This is a genomic window from Candidatus Peregrinibacteria bacterium, from assembly GCA_016699145.1.
Lineage (GTDB): Bacteria > Patescibacteriota > Gracilibacteria > UBA1369 > 2-02-FULL-48-14.
In genome coordinates, this window is record CP064962.1 from 252,147 (window position 1) to 274,508 (window position 22,362).

At 48.0% G+C, this 22,362-nt stretch carries 18 protein-coding genes, 1 tRNA gene and 1 pseudogene; 18 read left to right on the forward strand and 2 right to left on the reverse strand.

The features are described 5' to 3' along the window. Window positions 1-4: 4 nt before the first annotated feature. Window positions 5-1,003: an aminopeptidase P family protein gene (locus IPG41_01400; protein ID QQR55200.1), complete on the forward strand. Its 999-nt coding sequence runs from the start codon at window positions 5-7 to the stop codon at window positions 1,001-1,003. On the opposite strand, the gene IPG41_01405 is transcribed toward IPG41_01400, so the two are convergent. Next, window positions 973-2,397 carry a hypothetical protein gene (locus tag IPG41_01405; protein ID QQR55201.1) on the reverse strand — a complete coding sequence of 475 codons (1,425 nt, stop codon included), beginning with the start codon at window positions 2,395-2,397 and terminating at the stop codon, window positions 973-975. The two genes, IPG41_01400 and IPG41_01405, sit on opposite strands and share 31 nt — an antisense overlap. 206 nt (window positions 2,398-2,603) lie before the next feature. Here IPG41_01405 and glmS point away from each other — a divergent pair, with 206 nt between their 5' ends. The 16 genes and pseudogenes from glmS (at window position 2,604) to IPG41_01485 (ending at window position 19,882) form a co-directional block, all read left to right on the forward strand. Continuing rightward, window positions 2,604-4,382 carry a glutamine--fructose-6-phosphate transaminase (isomerizing) gene (gene glmS, locus IPG41_01410; protein ID QQR55202.1) on the forward strand — a complete coding sequence of 593 codons (1,779 nt, stop codon included), beginning with the start codon at window positions 2,604-2,606 and terminating at the stop codon, window positions 4,380-4,382. Between the two features lie 10 nt (window positions 4,383-4,392). Continuing rightward, window positions 4,393-4,719: a hypothetical protein gene (locus IPG41_01415; protein QQR55203.1), complete on the forward strand. Its 327-nt coding sequence runs from the start codon at window positions 4,393-4,395 to the stop codon at window positions 4,717-4,719. A gap of 88 nt (window positions 4,720-4,807) precedes the next feature. Continuing rightward, window positions 4,808-8,233, forward strand: coding sequence for a hypothetical protein (locus tag IPG41_01420; protein QQR55204.1), 3,426 nt, complete (start codon window positions 4,808-4,810; stop codon window positions 8,231-8,233). Between the two features lie 15 nt (window positions 8,234-8,248). Further along, complete coding sequence (gene pyk / locus IPG41_01425) at window positions 8,249-9,673, forward strand: pyruvate kinase (GenBank protein ID QQR55205.1); 1,425 nt, start codon at window positions 8,249-8,251, stop codon at window positions 9,671-9,673. Window positions 9,674-9,695: 22 nt separating this feature from the next. After that, a pseudogene (ruvC, locus tag IPG41_01430) lies at window positions 9,696-10,174 on the forward strand (crossover junction endodeoxyribonuclease RuvC). Further along, complete coding sequence (locus IPG41_01435) at window positions 10,171-11,559, forward strand: tetratricopeptide repeat protein (protein ID QQR55206.1); 1,389 nt, start codon at window positions 10,171-10,173, stop codon at window positions 11,557-11,559. The pseudogene ruvC and the gene IPG41_01435 overlap by 4 nt, the downstream one beginning before the upstream one ends. Next, window positions 11,556-12,302 carry a prepilin peptidase gene (locus IPG41_01440; GenBank protein QQR55207.1) on the forward strand — a complete coding sequence of 249 codons (747 nt, stop codon included), beginning with the start codon at window positions 11,556-11,558 and terminating at the stop codon, window positions 12,300-12,302. The genes IPG41_01435 and IPG41_01440 overlap by 4 nt, the downstream gene beginning before the upstream one ends. Beyond that, entirely contained in the window at window positions 12,299-13,336 is a 1,038-nt protein-coding gene (locus IPG41_01445) for a mannose-1-phosphate guanylyltransferase (protein ID QQR55208.1), read from the forward strand. Before IPG41_01440 ends, IPG41_01445 begins: the two co-directional genes overlap by 4 nt. Window positions 13,337-13,360: 24 nt before the next feature. Then, window positions 13,361-13,783 (forward strand): cupin, encoded by a 423-nt coding sequence (locus IPG41_01450; GenBank protein ID QQR55209.1) that lies wholly within the window; start codon window positions 13,361-13,363, stop codon window positions 13,781-13,783. An 83-nt stretch (window positions 13,784-13,866) separates the two neighbouring features. Then, window positions 13,867-14,229 carry a hypothetical protein gene (locus tag IPG41_01455; GenBank protein QQR55210.1) on the forward strand — a complete coding sequence of 121 codons (363 nt, stop codon included), beginning with the start codon at window positions 13,867-13,869 and terminating at the stop codon, window positions 14,227-14,229. Window positions 14,230-14,284: 55 nt separating this feature from the next. After that, window positions 14,285-14,434 (forward strand): hypothetical protein, encoded by a 150-nt coding sequence (locus tag IPG41_01460; GenBank protein ID QQR55211.1) that lies wholly within the window; start codon window positions 14,285-14,287, stop codon window positions 14,432-14,434. 13 nt (window positions 14,435-14,447) lie between these two features. Beyond that, window positions 14,448-15,062, forward strand: coding sequence for a cyclase family protein (locus IPG41_01465; protein QQR55212.1), 615 nt, complete (start codon window positions 14,448-14,450; stop codon window positions 15,060-15,062). Between the two features lie 206 nt (window positions 15,063-15,268). Then, window positions 15,269-15,610: a hypothetical protein gene (locus tag IPG41_01470; GenBank protein ID QQR55213.1), complete on the forward strand. Its 342-nt coding sequence runs from the start codon at window positions 15,269-15,271 to the stop codon at window positions 15,608-15,610. A 309-nt stretch (window positions 15,611-15,919) separates the two neighbouring features. Beyond that, on the forward strand, window positions 15,920-16,549 hold the full coding sequence (locus IPG41_01475) for a hypothetical protein (protein QQR55214.1): 630 nt from the start codon (window positions 15,920-15,922) through the stop codon (window positions 16,547-16,549). A gap of 102 nt (window positions 16,550-16,651) precedes the next feature. Continuing rightward, on the forward strand, window positions 16,652-19,705 hold the full coding sequence (gene secF, locus IPG41_01480) for a protein translocase subunit SecF (GenBank protein ID QQR55215.1): 3,054 nt from the start codon (window positions 16,652-16,654) through the stop codon (window positions 19,703-19,705). A gap of 100 nt (window positions 19,706-19,805) precedes the next feature. Next, window positions 19,806-19,882, forward strand: a tRNA-Arg gene (locus IPG41_01485). Window positions 19,883-19,987: 105 nt separating this feature from the next. Here IPG41_01485 and IPG41_01490 read toward each other — a convergent pair. Beyond that, a complete protein-coding gene (locus IPG41_01490) occupies window positions 19,988-21,853 on the reverse strand; it encodes a DUF1615 family protein (protein QQR55216.1) in 1,866 nt (621 codons plus the stop codon). Between the two features lie 82 nt (window positions 21,854-21,935). On the opposite strand from IPG41_01490, the gene IPG41_01495 reads away from it, so the two are divergent. After that, window positions 21,936-22,361, forward strand: a complete 426-nt coding sequence (locus IPG41_01495) for a hypothetical protein (protein QQR55217.1) — start codon at window positions 21,936-21,938, stop codon at window positions 22,359-22,361. Window position 22,362: the final 1 nt, after the last annotated feature.

Consider the following 22,362-nt stretch of genomic DNA (forward strand, 5'->3'; position numbering starts at 1 on the left):
GACCATGCGCCTCCTCACTCACCTCACGAACCTTCGCTACCTCATCGGCTTCACGGGCACGGCGGGTTTCATGGTGCTCACTCCCACTAAAAACCTCTTTTTTACGGATTTTCGTTACCGTGGCTTCGCCAGCGCTCTTGCCGCTCATCCCATCAAAGAACCCTTTGAATTTGTAGAACTCGACGAAGAGGGCAAAGCCAAACTCAAAAAATGCTTCGCGAATAAAACCATAGAGTTTGAAGCTAATCACATGAGCATCAGCGAGCTGGAAAACTGGAAAAAACGCTTCCCCACGAGCCGCTTTGTGCCGGCTAAAAAAACGATCGAGGAGCAGCGTCATCTCAAAACCGAAGATGAAATTCGAAAACTCAAAAAATCCCAACAGATCAATGAAGCAACCTTAAAAGCCGTGCGAAAACTGCTCAAACCGGGCGTAACTGAACTCGAAATCGCCTGGAAAATCAAAGTGATCGGCCACGAGCTCGGCGCCGAAGACATTTCCTTTGAACCCATCGTGGGCTTCGGACCACACAGCGCCGTGCCTCACCATCAAAACACAGCCACTAAACTGAAAGCCAGCGACCTCGTGCTCATCGACATGGGTATGAAATTTGAGGGCTATTGCAGCGACATGACCCGCACCTTTCTGCCTCGCAATTATACAAACGAACAAGCAAGCATTTACCTAAAAGTACTGCACTCTCAAGAAGCCGCCATCAAGGCTCTCAAAGCAGGTGTCCGCTGTGCCCAACTCGACAAAATCGCACGCACTTCCATGGGCAAGGATGCAGAGTTCTTCGGCCACTCGCTTGGCCACGGTGTGGGCCTCGACGTGCACGAATTCCCCTCTCTCTCAAGTAGCAGCAAAGACGTACTCAAAGAAAACATGGTGGTCACCGTAGAGCCCGGCATTTACCTGGACGGCAAGTTCGGCGTGCGCATCGAAGACTGCGGCCGCGTCACAAAAACAGGCTATGAGAATTTTATGAGGGTGGAGAAATAAAAGTTAAATCGATGCTCTTGGAGGGATCCACCGAACCGAACGAACGGTTCCAGGACCTTTTCCGAATTAATGGATCGAACAAAATTCTGAAGATTATCCACAGTTAGAGAAGCGCTGTGCCCATTCGCATCCAAAGCAAGAAGCGTCGTACCAAAACCAATGGGTCCACGTGTATCGATCCAATCTGTACCCTTGTTTTCAGGGACATTGCCAGAGAGCTCCTTAGAGACCGCACCTAAAATAGCACCAGAGGTACCACGTTTATTCCTGTGAACAATAAACAAACGTCCCAAGCCTGCATGAGACCGATCCAGCTGAAAAGGAACCCTTCGAGGGTCTCGGCTACCCACCAACATATGGTTGTGATAAACCGTAGAAAGTTCACCAGAATTCAGAAAACGATCAAAAACTTGCCCAGCAACCTTAGAAACCTTGAACTGTCCCTCGCGAGTGGAAGCAGAATTGTGAGGAGACCAAACAAAAGCACGAGTAAACTCATGGTCACTTAGAAAGGCAGGATGCCAGTTGCCTCTCTCCGCCGCCGTCTTAGGCTCATGATCATAAACATCAAAGGCCCCTCGCCTCAAATGACCCGCATGGAAAGCATCTCGAGCCTCTTCTACCCGCAAAAGAGGTGCACGAGCAAAGTTCAACGCCCATTTCAAAGGTTCTTTCCCATCCGCTAACTCTGCTTCTTCAGCAAAATGTTCAAAAGAGCGCGCTGTTAAAATACCATCATTCTTCTTTCCATGAGGATCTCTAAAAGAAGCATGTACGCTAACGATATCACTACCTCTCATCAGTTCTTCAATGCTTCGAAAACGCCAAATACCAGAAGGTACATTGCGTGGATCATCAAAATAAGGGTCAGGATCATAAAAACCAACTCGAACTCCTTTAGCCAAAAGACGACGAGCCAGAGCAGAACCCACATTTCCAAAACCAATAAGCCCAGCAGCAGAACCTTCCACTTCGCGAGCCTCATAAAGGTCGGGCTCCTCTCCTGCATCTTTGGGAAATCGTCCTGCTAAAACAGCAGCATTCGTTACATGCCCTCCACGAGCCAAAAGCCCCAAAGCGGCTTCCACATTTTCAACCACAGAATTTGTATTGGCACCGGGTGCATTTTGGTAAGTAACACCTGCAGAAAAAGCATCATCCGGAGAAACACTTTCTTCACCCACACAACAAAGTCCAACATAAGCCAGATCAGTACCCTTTAAAGCAGCATCATCCACCACACCACCACTTCTTTTAAAAAGCAGTTGAGCACCTTCTTTCCGTAAAACCTCACCCAAGGCTGCACCTGAATAAGAATTATTGGCTTGGGTCCGAATGGGAAGAATACCCATCTGAGAGAGCTGCACATCCAAAGCTTCATGAGGATTACCCATAATAAGGGCTTTCATTGGCCTGTCCCCAGGCTGAGAAGGCATAAATATCCTAGCATCATCAACATGATGAACTTCCATACTTTTAAAAAAGATAAGGAAAAACTAATGAGCTTTTTCCGCAGAGTAAAGGCAAAAAACAGACTTTCAGCTTGATTTGCCCACATCCCCATGGCCTGCTACAATTCCCCGGTAATAAAAAAAGTTTTATGTGCGGCATCTTCGCCTATCTCGGACCCAATGAAAAAGCAGCAGAAATTGTGCTCAAAGGATTAAAAAAACTGGAATACCGCGGTTACGACTCCTGGGGTATCGCTGCCCAAGTTGCAGGGGGTGACATTAAAATTGAAAAACATGTGGGGAAAATCTCTGAAGTCATCAATCTCAGCGAAAAACTGACTCAGCCCTCACACCTCGCCATGGGGCACTCCCGCTGGGCCACTCACGGAGGCGTCACGCAATACAACGCCCACCCCCACACCACCGAAAACCAAGACATCGTGGTGGTGCACAACGGTATTTTTGAAAACTATTTGGAACTCAAAGAGGCGCTCATCGAAAAAGGTCATCAATTCCGCTCAGAAACCGACAGTGAAATTTTTGCCCATCTCATTGAAGAAGAAATCGCTTCTGGCTTCGAAACCGCCTTCAAAAAAGCCTGCGCCAAAGTCACCGGACGTTTCGCCATTTTGGCTCTCCACAAAGGAGAGGATAAGCTCATCGCCGCCCGCCGTGGCTCCCCACTCATCGTGGGCAAAGCCGATAATGGAGCGCTTTTCGTAGCCTCCGACGTGCCCGCCTTCTTGGAATACACCAAAAAAATCCAATACCTCGACGACAATCAAATGGTTGTGCTCGACGCCGAAGGCACCCATTTTTATGATCTGGACAGCGACCGACTCATCCAAAAACGCCTCATTTCCATCGACTGGAAAGAAGAAGAAGCCGAAAAGGGAGACTACCCCCACTTCATGATCAAAGAAATCATGGAGCAAAAAGAAACCTTAACCAGAGCCATCAATTCGGAACCCGCCTTGATCCAAAAAGCCGTAGAAATGATCAAAAACGCTTACGGCACCACCCTCGTGGGCTGCGGCACCGCCGGAAAAGTAGCCATGATTGGCGAATATTTATTTGCCAACATTGCCAAACGCCATGTGAATGTGAAGTTCGGCTCCGAATTCAAAAGCGCCCGCCACTTCCTCACAGAACGTTCCCTGGTCATCGCCATTTCTCAATCGGGGGAAACCGCCGACACCCTCGAAGCGCTGGAAATCGCCAAAAGCAAAGGAGCCAAAATCATCTCGATTGTGAACGTAGAAACCTCCACCATGGCCCGCCTGTCGGACCTTGTGATCCCCTTAAAAGCAGGACCCGAAAAAGCCGTGGCTTCCACCAAAGCCACCACCTCTCAAATCGCCATTTTAACCTTATTGGCTTACGCCGTGGCCGGACGAGCGGACGAAGGCAAGCAACTGCTCATTGAAGCAGAAGCCAAACTCAATGATCTGCTCAACCCTCGTTATGAATGCCACATTGAATCGGTAGCCGATCAAATCAAGGATGCCAAAGACATCATGATCATTGGGCGCGACATGAATTTTCCCATCGCCCTTGAATCCGCCATCAAATTGCAGGAGGTGTCTTACATCCATGCCGAAGGTTTTGCCGGTGGCGAATTGAAACACGGCCCCATCGCCCTGATTTCAGAGGGCACACCCTGCATTGTGATCGCCCCCAACGACGAATATAAAAGTGAAATCTTATCCAACGCCATGGAGTTGAAAGCGCGCGGCGCACTGCTCATTGGCATTTCGCCCGACAACGCCGAAATTTTCGACATCTGGATCAAAGTGCCTAGCGTCGGCAACGCCTCCCCCATTCTGGACTTGATTCCCATTCAAATTTTGGCGTATAAACTAGCCGTCGCGCGTCAAACCGACCCCGACATGCCTCGCAACCTCGCGAAATCTGTTACTGTTAAATAACCCCTTTCTTATGAGTCTCGAAAATGAAGCCGATATTGAAACCCCAAAAACCTTGGAAGCTGTTTTGACTCTGCTATCTACAGAAGACCGACAGAATGCCCTAAATGGTCTCGCTGAAGAGAAGCGTTTACAAAGAAAAAACACCGAAGGAAACTGGGTTTCAGTTGGCGTAGTAATAGCCAATGAAGAAGGCATAACAATTCTAGGGGAAAAGTCATCTGAAGAAGGAGTTGAGCAGCAGTCAGCTAAACCAGCTACGATCCAAGAGAAGAAGATAGATGTGAATATAAACCATATTCCATGGAATATGGTGAAAGAAAAGCTTCGCATTCTGTAGAGCTAAAAACACCGCCCATTTCAGCTCCCTTGCGTAAGGGGGCTTTTTTTGGTACAATAAAAGGATTTTAAAACATAAATAAAAACGTATGGCGCATCCTTTACCTCTTAAAAAAAGCTTCGCAGCCCTATTCGGCTTCATGGTTCTTTTCACGACCGTCGGGCCTCGTGGACTGAGCCTCACCATTCCCACTGTGAAAGCAGCGACCTTCACGGTGAGCAACCTTGACGACGCAGGGGCAGGATCTTTACGCCAAGCCATCACAGACGCAAACGCCAGCCCTGGTGAAGACCTCATCAGTTTCAGCGTAGCCGGCAGCATCACCCTGCTTTCAGACTTGCCCATCATCAGCGACTCGGTAACGGTCGATGCCACGACCACCGTTCAAGCTGGACCCAACATTGTCTTAAATGCCACAGGAAGAACTCAAGGACTCGGGGTTTCTGGAGGAACTTCCACACAAATCAAAGGGATAGGAGTCAGTGGAGGAGATAATTGCATCGGCGTCTACGGCGGCTCTGGCATTGAAATTGGAGAAGCCACGGCTGAAGGAGGAATAGAAGTGGACGGTTGCACCAACGGAATCCATCTTGGAAACGGCAGCGACATCACTATCATCAATACTTCTGTAGGAACCAATACCGCAAACACCGGCAACGGAATCAATATGTCCAACCCCACCGACGTGGTGGTGGGAGGAACCAGCGAAAGTGAACGTGTGGTGGTTTCTGGCAACGATCAAAATGGAATTTACATGGTGAACGCCGACAACGTGACCATTCGAGGAAGCTACATTGGACTCCATGAAGATGGGGTCACCGACCAAGGCAACGATCAAATGGGAATTTACGTGGACACGGGTTGCACCGGCATTGTGATTGGAGAAGGCACGCTTTCAACACGAAACATCATTTCTGGGAACGGACAAGACGGAATCAAAGTCGATTCCGATGGAACAATCATTCAAGGAAACTATATAGGTCTCAATGCAGCAGCCAGCGCGGTCGTACAAAACGGCGGCTCAGGAATTCTGCTCAGTTCTAACATCAATACCGTGGGTGGAAGCACCAACGGAGAAGGCAACGTGATTTCCGGCAACAACGAATCGGGAGTTTCGATTGAAGCCTCCGGCAGCACCCTCATGGGCAACTGCATTGGAACCGACGGCAACTGCGACGAAGACGCCGCTTTCATCAACATGGATGATGCGATTTTGATCGAATCCACTGCCAGCGACAACATTATAGGAGCGGATGGCGACAACGAAGCCAACACCCTCCACCAAAGAATGCCTGGAAATTTTGCCGTTCACGTTTTGAATACGGCTGGAGATGACAATCGTTTCAGCAAAAACAACTACCTCGATCTGAGTGCCGGGGAAGCCTTCACCGAAGTTGCCGCACCTGCGAACAGCAACATTGAAGACCCTGTGCTCACTTCTGTGATTCAAGATTCCAGCTCCACCGTTACGCTCACTGGAACCACCGGCAGTGGCTTCCGCGTGGATGTGTATGCCGATGGACTGTGGGTCGATACGGGAACAGCCACAGGGGACGGTGCTTTTGACCTCACCGTGGACAGCACATCTGATCGCTTCACCGTTATAGCAACAAATACAACAGGAGGCTCTTCTGGAACCCCTGCCATTGTCACGGCAAGCCCCGATGTCACTGCCCCAGCTGCCCCCACCGCCAGTCCCAGTCAAAGCACGGCCCTGCCCGGCAGCATCGTGAGCATTTCTGGAACTGGTGAAGAAGGGGCCAAAGTCTATTCCAATGGAGCAGACACCGAAGCAGCTGTGGATGAATTTGGCAATTTTGAATTCGACGTGACGGTTTTGGCTGGAAACAATTCTTTTGAAATAACCCTGGTGGACGGCATGGAAAACGTGTCTGAAGCCGTAACGGTCAGCATTTTGGGCCGAAGCAGCGGGGGCGCTGCCACCAGCGGCGGAGCTTCAAACGGAGGCAACTCTTCCAGTAATGAAGACGCCGAGGAACCCGAGGAATCCGAGGAACCCGAAACTGGAAACATCGTAGACCCCGACAGCCAAATCATCATCGATACCGATGGAGCTCCTGACAATTCCAGCAGCATGGCTGGGGATGAAGAAGTCGTGGAAGAAACAGAAGAAAACCCTGCTTCTAACCCCGCCGAAGAAAATCCAATGAATTCGGAAACCCCCAGTGCTCAAACAGAAAGCTCCAAGCCCGTCAAAAACTTCATAGAAGAATTCTACTACGAAGTCGTTGAACCTGTTAAAATCAAAAACATCCGCGACAGCTTGCCTCAAGATCCGCTCATCGAAGCCGCTTTCACCGCTGAATTCGATCCTCTCAACTACTTGGAATGGGAATTGGCCAACAGGGGCCTCACGCTTGATCAAGTGAACCAAGATAACGACGGAGATGGACTCACCAACGGCGAAGAAATTCAATACGGAAGCAACCCCCTGGTCACCGACACCGATGAGGACGGGGAAGACGATATTCACGAAATCTTCGTGAAAGGAACCGATCCTGCGCATTACGATTCAGACCATGACGGATTGGCCGACACTCTCGACGCCGAACCTCAAAACTTCAACACTTTTGAAAACCGCGTGAGCGAGGAAGAAATCAGCGCTCATGTCACCGAAGAAGGAATCAGCACTCCCCTAGGGATGACCGACTCCGATGAAGACGGTTTAGCAGATTTGTTTGAACTCTACCTGAGCACCGATCCCTTGCAAAAAGACAGCGACGACGACGGTCTGAGCGACGGAGACGAATGGACTCAATATGGAACCGATCCCAATAAAGCCACCAGTGCTTTCCAAGTGGGAGGACTGCGCATCGTCAATGCTTTGAACAACGAAGTCATGGTGGAAGGACAACAGTTCTACATGGGACAAGGCCCAGCTGAAACCCAAATCACTTTCTTTGAAATGCTGAGTGGTGGAACTTTAGTGCCCCTTGGGGAAACCGAAACGGATGAAGCTGGTCGTTTCAACCTGCTCACCCAAGAAAAATTGAGCCCCGGAAAACACACTCTCATTGCCCTTGCAGGCACTCAAGAACGCCCCTTGGACTTTTCAAACCCCTTCCATGTGGAAGTGGTGAAATACACGGGCAAACCCGACTACATCAGTTTGAACCTTCAAAATGGATCCAATCTCACTGAACGTCGACCCACGCTCGATTTGCGAGCCACCGACAATTACATGATTGTGGTTTCATGGAGGAGCACCATCTACAGTCAAGTTTTGATTGCAGACAGTGCGGATCAAACAGTCTACGCAAAGCCCATGGAGAACTTGGAATGGGGCGAACACACCGTCAGTTGGTATGCCGTTGACCCCAGCGACAATCAAAAAAGCGAAGCCACACAATTGTCCTTCACAGTGACGAATGCCGCCTTCTTGAACGGAACCAATGGAGCTCAAATGGGCCTCATTGTGCTCGGAAGTATTGCGGTGCTGGCCATCTTGAGTACCCTGGGCCTCTCCTTGCGAAAACCCAAAAAGAGGAATTAGTGGTATATTGAATCCATGCCGCTGCCAAAGACTAAAATCATCGCCACTTTAGGCCCTGCTTCAGAAAGCAAAGATCAAATCCGAGCTCTGATTCAGGCTGGAATGTCGATTGTGCGTTTGAATTTTTCGCACGGCAACTATGAAGAGTTCAAAAGCATCGTAAAAAAGGTGCGTGAACTGGAAAAAGAATTGGGGAAAACCGTGCTCATTTTTCAAGATTTGCAGGGTCCCAAAATTCGGCTCGGCGTCTTGCCACCCGAAGGCATCGTCGTAAAAAAAGGCCAAGTGCTACATTTGGACACGCGCAGTAAAATCCATCAAGCTCAAAAGCCCCTGCCTCTGCCTTATGCCCCTTTGCCCAAAGTGCTCAAAGTGGGCCACCGTCTCTTCATTGAAGACGGACTCATCCGCACGGTGGTCACTCGCATTCAAGGGCCTTTCCTAGAACTCAAAGTGGAAGTGGGTGGTCTCTTGAAAAGTCACAAAGGGGTCAACATTCCCGACTCCAAATTACCCAACGAACTGGCCCTCACTGCCAAAGATAAAAAAGACCTGCATTTCGGAATAAAAACTCTAAAAGTCGACGCCGTCGCCCTCTCATTTGTGGAAGAAGCCGAAGACGTGGAGCGCGTACGAAAAAAAGTGCAAAGCCTGAGCAAAAAGCCCACTTTTTTAATCGCAAAAATCGAAAGACCCAAAGCCCTGAAAAACCTGCATGAACTGGTGAAAGCCGCTGACGCCGTCATGGTGGCTCGCGGTGATTTAGGCGTAGAAACCCCCGCCGAAGCAGTGCCGCTGTTGCAAAGACAAATCATCCAAGAATGCCGCTCCGAAGGCAAGCCCGTCATTGTAGCGACTCAAATTTTGCAATCGATGGTTGAAAACGCCGTGGCCACTCGCGCCGAAATCAGCGATGCCGCCACTGCTATTTTTGAGCAAACCGACGCCTTCATGCTGTCGAACGAAACCGCCACCGGGAAACATCCCATAGAAGCCGTGAAAACTTTATTTCGAGTGGCCAAAAGCACCGAAGCCGCCATTGAGAAAAAGCAAATATTGCTGCCTCAAGTGCAAGAATTCGGTGCTATGGGAGGAACTTTGGAAGACCACCGCATGGCCAAAGAAGCCTGGCGCCTCGCTGAAGACATTCAAGCCGACGCCCTGGTGATTGCGACCAAACAAGGCTACACCGCTCGAGCCGTTTTGCGTTACCGCCCCAACTGCCCCATTGTCATTGTGAGCAATGAAGCCGCCCGCGCACGCCTCTTGCATTTTCATTGGGGAGTGAATGAAGTTCTCCTTATAAAAGGCCGCCTTCGTGCAGAAGAAGTGCGAGAAAAGTTGCGTAAACATCCTCATTTTCAAAGCAAAAAACGCCTGGTCTTTTTACGTTTAGGGAAAAGTAAACGCTCTCTTGTGGTGATGGAACTGGGCCGTTAAGATGAAGGCCTAGCCCTTCTCCATGCGCATCCTCGGTTTAGACCCCGGCCTCGCCACCATCGGCTACGCACTTTTAGACTGCCAAAAGGGCGGGAAAAAACTGCTCACTTGCGGAGTGATTCGCACGGCCGCTCACTCGAGTCTAGGGGCTCGCCTCAAAGAAATTCATCAAGATTTTGGCCAACTGCTCAAAGAATTGAAACCCGACCACTGTGCAGTTGAACAAATTTTTTTTCAAAGAACATCACCACCGGAATCAACGTGTCTCACGCTCGCGGCATTTTACTTTTATGTTTGGAGGAATACGGCATCCCTTTGACTGAATTTTCGCCCAGCGCCATGAAGCGCGCCCTCACGGGTGACGGACGCGCCGACAAAAAAAACATCCAAAAAATGGTGATGCTCGAACTGGGGCTGCGCGCGGCTCCTCAGCCCGATGACGCCGCCGACGCCGTAAGCCTTGCCCTGACGCTCGCGGCTACAGTAAGATGGGCCCAATGAATCAACGCCTCTCTCAACTTGGAATCATTGGTTTTTCAGCGCTGCTCATGATGAGCGTTGGGCTCTTTGCCTTTCAAAGCCTAAACAAACTCAGCCAAAGCAGCATTTTAAACGCCGATGAAAAAGCCCCCACGAGTTTGTCTTACGAAACCCGTCTCCAAAAAGGAGACGAATGGTTCCAGGCCGGACACTACACCGAAGCCGCCTCCGAGTATGCTTACGCCATGCAACTGGAACCCGAACAAGCAGCCCCCTACCTCAAACTGAGCACCACCTACACCGCATCAAACGACCCCACAAAAGCCGAAGAAAATGCAAAAAAAGCCTATGAATTAGAAGCCGTGCCACAGAATCTCGCGACTTATGCCCATGCTCTATTGAATTCCGGCAAAATCAACGAAGCCAAAGCGCTGCTCGAATCCTCCTCCACTCCAGATCAAAGCCTCGCCTACGTCAAAGGCCTTTTGGCTCTTGCGGAAGGGGCCGACGGAAAAGTTTTTTTTCAAGAGGCCCTACAGTTGAGTGGACCTGTGCTGCCCACTAAAATTCAAGGGTTTCTCAGTGCTTATGAAACGTATGAAAGCGCCCAAGGTGCAAGCCAGACTTATCTGAGTGCCCTCCTGAGCAAAGCTTTGCTGGATGCCAACGAACCCCGTTTAGCCCAAAACATGGCCCTGAGCACTCTCAAAATTAAAAGTGATTACCGAGATCTTTGGATGATACTGGGCTATGCACAACTGGAATTGAATCAACTGGCCGAAGCCGAAGACTCCTTCAAAGCGGCTAAAAAAATCGACTCCATCAAACCGGAAGTGCATTATTTGCTGGGCAAAACTCACTACTTGCAAAAAGAGTACGACGACTGCATCAACGAAATGGAATTGGCTTTGCTCTACAATTTTGAACCCGCCGCAGAAGCCTATAAAAAAATGGCCGAAAGTCACAGCGCCCTCGGGCAATACAACGAAGCCCTTTCCGCCTACGAAGCCATGATCAATGTCGACCCTCATTCCATCACCCTTTTTAAAGAACCCATACGCATCGCAACAGAAGAAGTCAAAGACTTGGACCGAGCTCAAACCTTGGCTCAAAAAGGAACAAATCTCTTCCCCAGTGAAGCCCTTAGCCACAGTTTACTGGCCAGCGTTCATCTTAAAAAAGAAGAGTTGGAAGCAGCCGAAACTTCCATTCAAATGGCCTTCAAACAAAACGCCAAAGACCCAGAAGCGCATTTGATTGCGGGCCTCATCCGTGAAAAACAAGACAATATGGAAGGGGCAAAGTGGGAATACAAAAAAGCCTTCGAACTCAGTCAAGCTGGCGATCCCATCAACGTGAGCGCCGCTGAAAACTACAACCGTTTGATGACCCCCGTGAGTGAATGAGCTCTCTGCCTCTCAGCATTGCTTTCGGACTGATTTTTGGAAGTTTTTTGAGCCTGCTGATTCCACGCTTACACCAGGGCGAAAAGGGCATTGTTGCCGGACGCTCTCATTGCCCTGAGTGCAAACACCTACTCCGTGCCATCGATTTGTTGCCCTTGCTTTCTTACCTCTTTCAAAAAGGACGCTGTCGCTACTGCAAAAAAAAGATCTCTTTTTGGTACCCGATTACAGAGCTCGCCCTGCTGAGTTTCAGCATCGGCCTAGCCTTACTCTACCCCGAACCCAAATTTTACGCGCTGCATTTTCCTTTGCTCTTTGTTGCCGTTTTCATTTTTTTGTACGATTTACGTTACAAAGAAATTCACGAGGCGATTTTACTTCCCGGCATACTCTATGCCGTGTTTTATGGACTCACTCAATACGGCTGGGAAAGCACTGGCCTGGGCCTCGCCATCGGCGGTCTCTTTTTTGGCCTTCAATTCGTGCTTTCACGCGGACGCTGGCTGGGCAGCGGAGACATTGAAATCGGCCTCTTCATGGGCGCCTTGCTCGGCTTTCCTCACATTTTGGTGGGAATTTTTTCGAGTTATCTTTTGGGCAGTTTCTTAAGTCTCATTCTGCTCGCCACTAAAAAAGCCAGCGGTCAAACCGCACTTCCCCTCGGCCCTTTCCTCATGTTGGGAACTGTGCTAAGTTTCGTTTGGGGTGAAAAACTTCTTTCCCTCTATTTCAGCGCACTATGAAAATTGTCATTTTAGCCGGAGGAGCCGGATCGCGCCTCTGGCCCATGAGCTCCAAGAAAAAGCCCAAGCAGTTTCAAAAATTGGTGTCCGATAAAACCATGCTCCAAGAAACCTGGAACCGTGTCTCTTTTGTGAAACCTGAGGACATTTATGTGAGCACCAATGCCGAATACGCCCACTATGTGCGCGAAGAACTGCCCGACTTGCCTAGCGAAAACCTCATCCTAGAACCCAGCATGCAAGACACCGGACCTTGCATCGGCTTGGCCGCCGCACTCATCGCCAAAAAAGACCCTGAGGCTGTAATGGCCATTGTTTACGCAGATCATCTGGTGCAAGACGTCGCTGAATTCGAAGCCAAACTGCGAGCTGCCGAAAAACTTGCCGCCACCGAAAACACCTTGAACATCATTGAAGTGAAAGCCAAGTACCCCAACACCAATCTAGGCTACGTGCGCATCGGACGCATGCTGCACGAAGAAGACGGCATCGAAATTTATGAGTTCAAAGCTTTTAAAGAAAAACCTGACTACGAAACCGCCAAACGCTTCCTTTCTTCCTACAGCTACCTCTGGAACACCGGTTATTACGTGTGGAAAGTTTCCACCATCCTAGAAGAATTCGCCAAACACTTGCCCAAGACCTACGAGCAACTTCAGTCGATCGCTTCTGGCACCCCGCTCGAAACGGCCTACCCTCAGTGCGATAAAATTTCCATCGACTATGGGGTGATGGAAAAAGTGGATCCCTCCCGCGTGCGCATCATTCCAGCCGACCTCGGTTGGAGCGACATCGGCACCTTCGCTTCCTTACACGAAGAACTCGCCCGCAGCGCCAAAGACAATCTCATTAAAGGCAAAATCATCGCCGTAGAAAACGAAGGCTGCGTGCTCTACAACGAAGGCTCCGACCCCATTGCCACCTTCGGCCTCAAAAACATGGTCGTGGTGAACGCCGGCGGACATACCCTGATTTGTTCGAAGGAAAAAAGCAACGATTTAAAAGAGCTTTTAAGTAAACTAGAAAGCCTTTAAAGTAAGAAAACTTAGTCATTTTCAATGAACAATCAAACTCCCATCAAAGAAGTGCTTAAACCTTGGGGCAAGGAACTCTGGTTTGCCGTCGAGCCCGAATATGTAGGGAAAATCCTCTGCCTCAAAAAAGGCCACCGCTACTCTTTGCAATACCACGAAAAAAAGAAGGAGACGCAATACCTCATGAAGGGCAAAATCAAATTCTACCTGGGCAACAGCGTGGATGCACTCGATGAAATCATTCTGAACCCCGGCGACAAACTGGACGTGCACCCCGGTGTGATCCACCGCGCGGAAGCCTTGGAAGACTCCGAAATTTTCGAGGTCTCCACGAACGACTTAGACGACGTTGTAAAACTGTCAGACGACTACGGCCGTAGCGGCAAAGGCAACGATTTTGAAAACGATGCAAGCTTGGCTAGAAAGTCAGAGTTATTCAAGCTTTGATAGAAGGTAAATCACAAAGAGACATTTCAAAAGGCTAAAAATCAGCATCGGAAAAGTCACAAGGGGTTCACGCGTAGTTAAATTTGGGAAAACAAATTGGAATAAAATGCTGGAAAATTTGTGAAACATTGCCTAGCACTGCAGGGCTGGTTCGCTCGCCAAATAATCCTCAATTCAAGCCCATGAACTTAGTCGCACTATTAATATCAATAACAGCATTGGTCGTTTCCACCGCCGTTGCAATATGGGGTTGGTGGCGACATCGAAATGTTTATGACATTGAAAGAACCTTGTTTTTTCGACAAAATGAAGCTAAAAGATCAGATCAAAATTCAAAGCACAATGAAGAATTAAAGAAAAAACTCAATTCTGGACATTACACAATACTGCACACCGGAGAATATGGTGGCTACATAGAATTGATCCTTGGAAAAATTAAAAAGTGATTGTTGCGATGGCCTATGGGGCTCACTTTTTGTTTTATTTTCATCCTGTGATAAAATGGGCTCGCTTAAAATTTTCCATTATGAAAACAGCACAGTTTACATCGAGCAAGATGAGGATGGAATGTTCATCGGATCAATCCCAGCAGTGAAAAATTTTAACGATATTCAGCTTTCCGTAGAAGAATACGAAAAACTAAGAAAATAAAAACCACTCAGAAATGAAACGTATCGACCTCACCCACACCTTCACGCACGACATGCCCGTTTACCCGGGTGATTCACAGCCAGAATTGATCGAAACGGCTGATGATTACGAAGGTGGAAAAATCATTCATTATCAGCTCAAAACCAGTATGCATGTGGGCACTCACATGGACGCCCCTTTGCACATGCTCCCCAATGGCAAACGCATCAATGAGTATGACGTGGATCATTTTTTTGGCAGAGGCCATCTCATAGATGCACGAGGCAAAGCGATAGATCTTGATTTGCTTGAAGGACAATCCATTTCAAAAGGAGACATCGTTCTCATCCTCACAGGCTTTTCCAAAATCTTTGGCACCCCTGAATATTACGAATCTTACCCAGAGATAAGCGAAACCTTCGCCTCAAAAATGGTGGAACTGGGTGTCCATATTGTGGGTACAGACACGCCAAGTCCAGATCGATCCCCCTTTGCCATTCACAAAATATTGCTAGGAAGCGACATCTTGATCATTGAGAATCTTACCCACTTAGAAGCTCTGTTGGGGCAGGAGCCATTCACGGTCACTGCCTTGCCCGTTAAATTTGATGCGGAGGCAGCTCCGGTTAGAGTGGTTGCGGAAATTTAACCAGGGTTTACACTTCGTGCATATTTTACAATATTCAAACTTGGACGTTGTACGAAAAATATGCTAGAATGTAAGCATTACAGTTTAAAAAAACAAAACTATGAAAAGTCCCGATAGAATAGACATATTTCCCTTCACCATCTATACAACCGTTGTAAAAAATAAAACAAACGGTATATTTTCGTAGTACAAGTAACCCACTGAACATGAAAAACTTAGCTACAATAATGGCTTTAGTATTATTAGCCTTTCCTGGCTGTTCCACCTCAGAACCTAGCGGAACTGAAAGTGAAATCACAAATGACCACGAAACAACGGGGGATCATGATCAGGGTGCACCTGAGGATTCAGAAAAAGAAGTCGCCTGTGAAGACTCAGGAGGTAGATTCTCAGATGAAACTTGCGAATGCCCAGACGAAACCTATGGAGACGCAGAATGGCCTCTTTATACTTATGACGAAGAAACGGGCTATTGCATAGATGCCCTTGGCATTCCAGGCGGAGCGCTTGGAGAAGAAGAAAAAGAGAACCACCCTCTAGCGGAGTAAAGTCAGACTGTTTTACCTCACACAACAGAGGAGTAACATATTTAGGTTTAAAATAATTTATGAATAGGAAGGTAAAAAAAACATTATTATGGATCCTAGTATTTACAGTAATGATATTAATATTATTCTTTTTCTTTGCCTTAAGTCATGCAATTCCATTTGATGAAGTACTGGAAGGACCTAAACCAGGAGAACGAAAAATCGTTACATACATACTTTTAATTCTAATACTAACAGAAATCTTTTTATTAAAACGTATTTTTAAGAAAGAATAAACGGAACATTTGATCATATAAAAGAAAAAGCCGAATGCCACTCCTACCCCACTCAAACCTTGTCCGTCTTTTCATTCTACTCGCGATACTCGCGGGAACAGCCTTTGGGCTCTACATCCATTCCAAACCTGAACCTCTGGTCGGCGACATCCACACCCACGCCGACTTCAAAGTGTACCTAAACGGAACCGCTTATGACTTTGCCCAAGAAAAATACATGTCTGAAGAAGGCTCCCCACTCAGTCCCTTCGCCCACCTGCACGACGGGGATGGAACGGTGATTCACAAACACATGAGTGGCATCACTCTCGGTGATTTTTTTGAATCCATTGGAATGAAGCTCAGCGAGACCTGCTTCACCTTAGACAACGGCACCACCTACTGCAACGACGCGGAAAACACCCTAAAATTTTTCGTGAACGGAAAGTTGAACAAGAAATTTGATCAATATGAATTCGGCGATTTAGATCGCCTGTTGCTCACTTATGGAGATGAAACAGAAGAAGAGCTCCAAATTCAAGTTCAAAGTGTGGGCGACAAAGCCTGCATTTATTCGGAACAATGCCCCGAACGAGGCACGCCTCCCGACGAAAGTTCTTGCACCGGCGCCACAGATGGCTGCCTACCCGCCCAAGCGCATACTCATGCGGAAAACGCAGGGTGAGAATACAAAAAAAGAATTTGACAAGTCGACAGCAATTGAGCGGCTTGTTTTAAAGAAGTTTGGCCGTATAATTTCGCCGCAAACTATCCTTTATATTTTCCTATGGCGTGGACTTCTAAACGTACGCTCGCGGCAAAAACTCTGCTCATTTTGGTGTTCGCGGGTCTGCTTTCTTATTTCGACAGCACTACCGATCTCAAACTGGGGCTCGACCTCAAAGGGGGAACTCAACTCGATTACTCCATCGACCTGAGTGAAGTGGCCCTTGCCGACCAAAAACAGCTGGTGGAAGGGGTGAAAGAGGTGATCCGCCGCCGCGTCGACAGCCTAGGGGTGGCTGAACCCAGCATTTATGATTCTAAAGTGGGAGATGAATTTCACGTGATTGTAGAATTGGCCGGTGTTCAAGATTTAGAAGAAGCCAAAGCCATCGTAGGGAAAACCATACAATTGGAATTCAGAGAAGAAGAGCCAAACCCGGACAACAGTAAGCAAGTGGCTTGGGCCAATGAAGCCGCTAAAAACTTCCTAAGCCAAGTGAATGCCGGTGAAAACTTTCAAAGCCTAGGAGAAAAAGAACGCAACGAAAACAAACAAAACGTGCAATTCACAGCGCACACCGGCTCTAAAATAGAAGATTTGCCTGCCGACCTCCAAACGGCTATCGAAGGGAAAAGTGAAGGCAGTCTCGTGGGTCCCTTGGATCTGACAGGAGCCTACACGGTGAACTCAACAGGAAATTTGAGTGCCTTCAGCGGAACCGGTCTCATCCAAGTGGGAGCACGTCACATGGAAACAGAAGAAAAAGAGATTCCAGAAACCGTCAGTGCTCGCCACATTTTAGTGAGCTGGAATGAAATCAATGAGGAGCAAACACGCAGTAAAGAAGAAGCCCTCGCCCGCATTCAAGAAGTGCAAAACAAACTTGCAGAAGGGCAAAGTTTTGAAGAACTCGCCAAAGAATATTCTGAAGATCCTGGCAGCAAAGATAAAGGAGGCGACCTGGGAGCTTTTGGTCGTGGAGCCATGGTGGAAGCCTTTGAAGAAACGGCATTCAGCACCGAAGTGGGACAGATTTCTGAACCTATAGAAAGCGATTTTGGTTACCACCTGATTCAAGTTTACGACAAACAAGAAGCCGCTACCGAAACAGTGGAGATCGAAAAAATAGATGTGAACAGCATCATCTGGAACACCACCGCCGATCCTTGGAAAGAAGAAGCCGTCCTCACCGGGGAACATTTTGAACACGCAGACGTTCAATTCAACGGCTCTTATCAACCTTTTGTGAGCATCACCTTCGATGAAGAAGGAGGTAAAATTTTTGAAGAACTCACAGGAAGAAACATCAATAAAAGCATTGCCATTTTCGTGGGTGGAGAACTGATTTCCGCTCCCACGGTTCAAGCTCAAATCAGCGGTGGACAAGCACAAATTTCAGGGAGTTTCACCATTGAAGAAGCTCAAGAACTGGCTCGTGATCTCAATACCGGAGCCATCCCTGCCCCCGTTGAACTGGTGGGACAACACAACATCAGCGCCACCCTTGGGGAAGAAGCGTTGAATCAAAGTTTACACGCAGGACTCATTGGTGTGCTCGTGCTGGCCCTCTTCATGATTCTCTACTACCGCTTGCCAGGACTCATCGCCTCTGTCGCTCTGGCCATCTATTCGGCCTTGCTCATCTTCGTGATCAAAAGCTCAGTCCCCGTACTGCTCTCCATCTTGGTCAGCCTGGGCATCTTCTCTTACCTCGTCTACCTCATCCTCAAGAGTCGTGATTCTTTAGGAGAAAAATGCATCGCCTTTGTAGTGGCTTGTTTTGGACTCTTCTTCCTGGCTTCCGTACTGGCTAGCCCCATCACCCTGACCTTAGCGGGCATCGCCGGGGTCGTGCTCTCTATTGGAATGGCCGTGGACGCGAACATCCTCATTTTCGAACGCATGAAAGAAGAACTCCGAGAAGGACGTACCTTACACAGTGCCATCGATGAAGGGTTCAAGCGAGCCTGGGAGTCCATCCGCGACTCCAACTTTTCTTCGCTCATCACTTGTGGCATTTTGTTCTACTTTGGCTCCTCCATCATTCGTGGTTTTGCAGCCAACCTAGCGCTCGGTATTTTGGTTTCCATGTTCAGCGCCATTTTGCTCACACGCACCTTGTTGCTCTTCACTGCCGAAAGCGGCCTTTCTAAAAAAATGGGGCTCTGGGGCAGCAACATCAAAAAAGAACCCAAACCTTGGCCTATCATGAAGTTCTCTGGCCTTTGGACAGCTCTCTCTGGCCTGCTCGCCGTAGTGGCCATTGTGGCCGTGCTGATTTTTGGAGTACGCCTCGGCCTCGATTTCACCGGTGGAACCAGCCTGGAAGTGAAACTCAATAACCCTGAAATAACCAAAGAAGAAGTGATCAGCGATGTGGAAGCAGTGGCCAGCGCTCTGGGCGAAGATTTGGGCTCCCCGCAAGTGCTTTCCAACGACGAAGGCCATTTCATCATTCGTCTCAAACACATCTCTGAAGAAGACCGTGTCGCCCTCATGAGCAAATTCAAAGAAAGCAGTCCCAATTTAGAGGAGATCCGTTTCACAACCGTAGGCCCTGTGATCGGAGACACGCTCAAACAAAAAGCAGCTCTGGCCTTGGGACTCACTTCCATCATGATTGTGCTGTACATTGCCTTTGCCTTCCGACGCATCCCTAAAGAGGTCAGCCCTTGGCGCTTTGGGATGTCCGCTATTGTGGCCTTGATCCACGACGTGCTCATTGTTTTTGGCGTCTTCGTGGTGCTCGGGCATTATTACGGAGTAGAGATGGACGCCCTCTTCATCACGGCGCTGCTCACCATCATGGGATTCTCGGTGCACGACACCATTGTGGTTTTCGACCGTATTCGCGAGAATTTGCGTCACCGCAGTGAAAAAGAAACTTTGATGGAAACCGCGAACAAAGCCCTCAATCAAACACTGGCGCGTTCCATAAACACTTCCATTTCTACGCTCATCACCATCGTGGCCATGCTCATTCTGGGCCCCGAAAGCATTCGCATGTTCCTACTCGCGCTGACCGTGGGTATTGTGGCCGGAACCTATTCCTCCATCTTCATTGCCAGCCCTCTCATGGTTTGGTGGAACAACTGGGCCGTCAAACGTCGATAAAAGCCATTGGGTGCAATAAAAACCTATGTTACACTAGGCCCCGCCAGATTGGCGGGGCTTTCTCTTCCAGCCCAGATCTTCAGAAGGAAATCAAAAAAATGCACCCATAGCTCAACTGGATAGAGCACTGGTCTTCGGAACCAGGGGTTGGGGGTTCGACTCCCTCTGGGTGCACCAGTTACTGCTTAGAAAGTGGATCAGTTTTTTACTGTGCAAACTTGTTCCACAAAATATTCAAAGCCATCCATTATTTCTTGAGAATTCATTGCATATTCTCGATCATCACCAAAAAACTTTACGCTGAGCCTTCATTAAGTAATTATCATAATACGTGTAAAGAGCGACTGCTCTTCGAGAATTATCTCCATCAATTGGAGTAAGTCTAACAACATATTCATATCCAGAAAATTGCGAACGAGCAATCTCCCAACTCACCCGAACTTCACCACTCTCTCCATTCTCTCCATCAAAATAGTATACGTATAAACCAGGATCACACTTACCCCTATGCAGAGCATAAGCAGCATTGAATTGCGCTTCCGAAGGCATTGTATGCGTAGGAACAGCCTTTTCCTTTTCCTTCGGCGCCTCCGGTTTCACAGCACTGGCTTTTATCACTTTAGCCTTCGATGAAGAAGTTGAAGCCGGTTTAGTTGAACCAGAAGTTTTCGCCGATGCCACGGGTTCTACAGCTTTAGTATGCGAAAATTTTGCAGCCTTGAGACGCTCAAGCCATTCCCTATAACGTCCCGTCACAAGGTCCACATATTCTTCAACCGTTTGTCTAGCCTTGGCACTGCCCTCCCCTTTACTCGTTTGCAAACGCACATTCAAGTCCACTCCCAATTCTTGACCTTCTTGTAAAATACTTCGGACCACACAATCTTCCATCAAATCTTTACCCGTTTTCGCAAAAGCCTCTCGGATTTGCTCATCTTCGAAACCCAGCTCATGCTTTTCATTGAACTGAAACGCTGCCAGTAAAGTGGAGGAATCTCTAGTTGAATCAGGCAAACCTTTAGCCGTATAAAAAACCAAATCTCCATCCACTTCCAAATCAGGAGTTACACCCTGCAAAATCACCTGAATTTTAGCCTTAAAGTGAGCAAAAGGCCCACCTTTATAGTCCCCAATCACAGATGGCAAATCATTGCCATAAACTTCTTGCAATGCTTTGAGAAGTCGTACGGTGTATTGAATGCCCGTTTCAGGAGAGTTAAGCAATTCCAACTGACGCATGCGCAACTGATCAGGAGTCAAAGTCTTCCGCTCTTCTAAAGAAAAAGTATTCCATGCGTTGATTTGAGTGGGCCCAAGCGAATGCACCAAGCCCAAAGCTAAAAATTCCCAATCTTCACCAAACCGCTGCACAATTAAAGCACGCGTATTTTCCTTTCCTTCAGCTTTAAGAGCATCAATCCCATCATGCAAAATTTTAAGCACACTCCCTTCACTTTTAGCAGCTTTAGCACGGTCTAAAAAAGGTTCATAATCGTCATAAATGCCCAAATCTTTAGCCCATTGCAAAGCCCCAGGATACTGCTTCTCTTTTGCCTCAATAGTGTCAGAAATTTCACTCCGTACTTGTCCAGATGTAAATGCTGGATCCACCTGGAAATCAGATTCTGTTTCAATAAAGGCCAATAACAAAGCCATCTTAGTTACAGTCAGTGGATACCTTTCCTTTTCCATGGCACTCACAAGAGCGTTAGCCCAACGCCCAGCCTCCACCTCATCGTTCGGAAAACGGAATTCCAAAGCAGACTGCAGCGCCCTTTTCGCCAAAGCAGGCTCCAAAGCTTCCGCTTGAGGAGGAGGCGTCAACTCCCACTCAGATGCCCCACACTCTGGTTCCTGCACCGATTCTATCTCAGTTTCAGAAGAAGGCAGCGATGCCGTAGGAGTTCCCCAATGTTCGCTTAGGGCGGCAATCGCTGTACCAAGCTTGAGCCTCTGTTCTAAAAAGATACCTCCTCCCGTACCAATACCACCAAAAGCTGCCAATACGAGCCCCTTTCTCAAATGACTTCGGATTTTATCTAAAAAACCTCTACTGGAAGCAGAAGGGACATCCCTCGATGAGGAGCCTCTCCTCAACGGATTGAGAGCTCGAACAGATTTCCCATACTTTTCCTCAGGCTTGCCCATAAATCCATGCAATTAAAACATGATAAAAACTCATTGTCAAACATTTGCCAAAAGAGTAAAATAGACTCTTAATAAGGTTCGCATGGAAACGAAAACTGAGACCACAGAATACCGCCAACCCATTGAAACAGCTGGAAGCTATACTCTGGACTTAGCCGAGGTAGAAGAATGGATACGACAAAAGCGATCTTTTAAAGTGACTCTGCATTTTCATTACAAACATGGAGGATGGTCCGCCATGAAACAGGACTACGTTTGGCTGGCTGGAATTTTACAAGAACCGGTCTTCAGCACTGTAGCGGGTCCTAATGACCATTGTTCCACAGCGACCTGCACCCAAGAAGGCATCGTAAAAGCAGAGCTTAAAGAAGACGTAAAGCTTTCCATCAAATGGAGATTTTTAACAAAAAAAGAAACCGCAGGGGAAACACTGCTCGCAATCACAGACAAGGTTTTAAGCTCAATTTTCAAACTTATGAACTGGAAACCAACGGATAGGAAGCCCTAAT

Coding starts and splice junctions, on each gene's coding strand:
- IPG41_01400 (QQR55200.1), top strand. CDS start 5: ATGCGCCTCCTCACTCACCTCACGAACCTTCGCTACCTCATCGGCTTC.
- IPG41_01405 (QQR55201.1), bottom strand. CDS start 2,397: ATGGGTAATCCTCATGAAGCTTTGGATGTGCAGCTCTCTCAGATGGGT.
- glmS (QQR55202.1), top strand. CDS start 2,604: ATGTGCGGCATCTTCGCCTATCTCGGACCCAATGAAAAAGCAGCAGAA.
- IPG41_01415 (QQR55203.1), top strand. CDS start 4,393: ATGAGTCTCGAAAATGAAGCCGATATTGAAACCCCAAAAACCTTGGAA.
- IPG41_01420 (QQR55204.1), top strand. CDS start 4,808: ATGGCGCATCCTTTACCTCTTAAAAAAAGCTTCGCAGCCCTATTCGGC.
- pyk (QQR55205.1), top strand. CDS start 8,249: ATGCCGCTGCCAAAGACTAAAATCATCGCCACTTTAGGCCCTGCTTCA.
- IPG41_01435 (QQR55206.1), top strand. CDS start 10,171: ATGAATCAACGCCTCTCTCAACTTGGAATCATTGGTTTTTCAGCGCTG.
- IPG41_01440 (QQR55207.1), top strand. CDS start 11,556: ATGAGCTCTCTGCCTCTCAGCATTGCTTTCGGACTGATTTTTGGAAGT.
- IPG41_01445 (QQR55208.1), top strand. CDS start 12,299: ATGAAAATTGTCATTTTAGCCGGAGGAGCCGGATCGCGCCTCTGGCCC.
- IPG41_01450 (QQR55209.1), top strand. CDS start 13,361: ATGAACAATCAAACTCCCATCAAAGAAGTGCTTAAACCTTGGGGCAAG.
- IPG41_01460 (QQR55211.1), top strand. CDS start 14,285: ATGGGCTCGCTTAAAATTTTCCATTATGAAAACAGCACAGTTTACATC.
- IPG41_01465 (QQR55212.1), top strand. CDS start 14,448: ATGAAACGTATCGACCTCACCCACACCTTCACGCACGACATGCCCGTT.
- IPG41_01470 (QQR55213.1), top strand. CDS start 15,269: ATGAAAAACTTAGCTACAATAATGGCTTTAGTATTATTAGCCTTTCCT.
- IPG41_01475 (QQR55214.1), top strand. CDS start 15,920: ATGCCACTCCTACCCCACTCAAACCTTGTCCGTCTTTTCATTCTACTC.
- secF (QQR55215.1), top strand. CDS start 16,652: ATGGCGTGGACTTCTAAACGTACGCTCGCGGCAAAAACTCTGCTCATT.
- IPG41_01490 (QQR55216.1), bottom strand. CDS start 21,853: ATGGGCAAGCCTGAGGAAAAGTATGGGAAATCTGTTCGAGCTCTCAAT.
- IPG41_01495 (QQR55217.1), top strand. CDS start 21,936: ATGGAAACGAAAACTGAGACCACAGAATACCGCCAACCCATTGAAACA.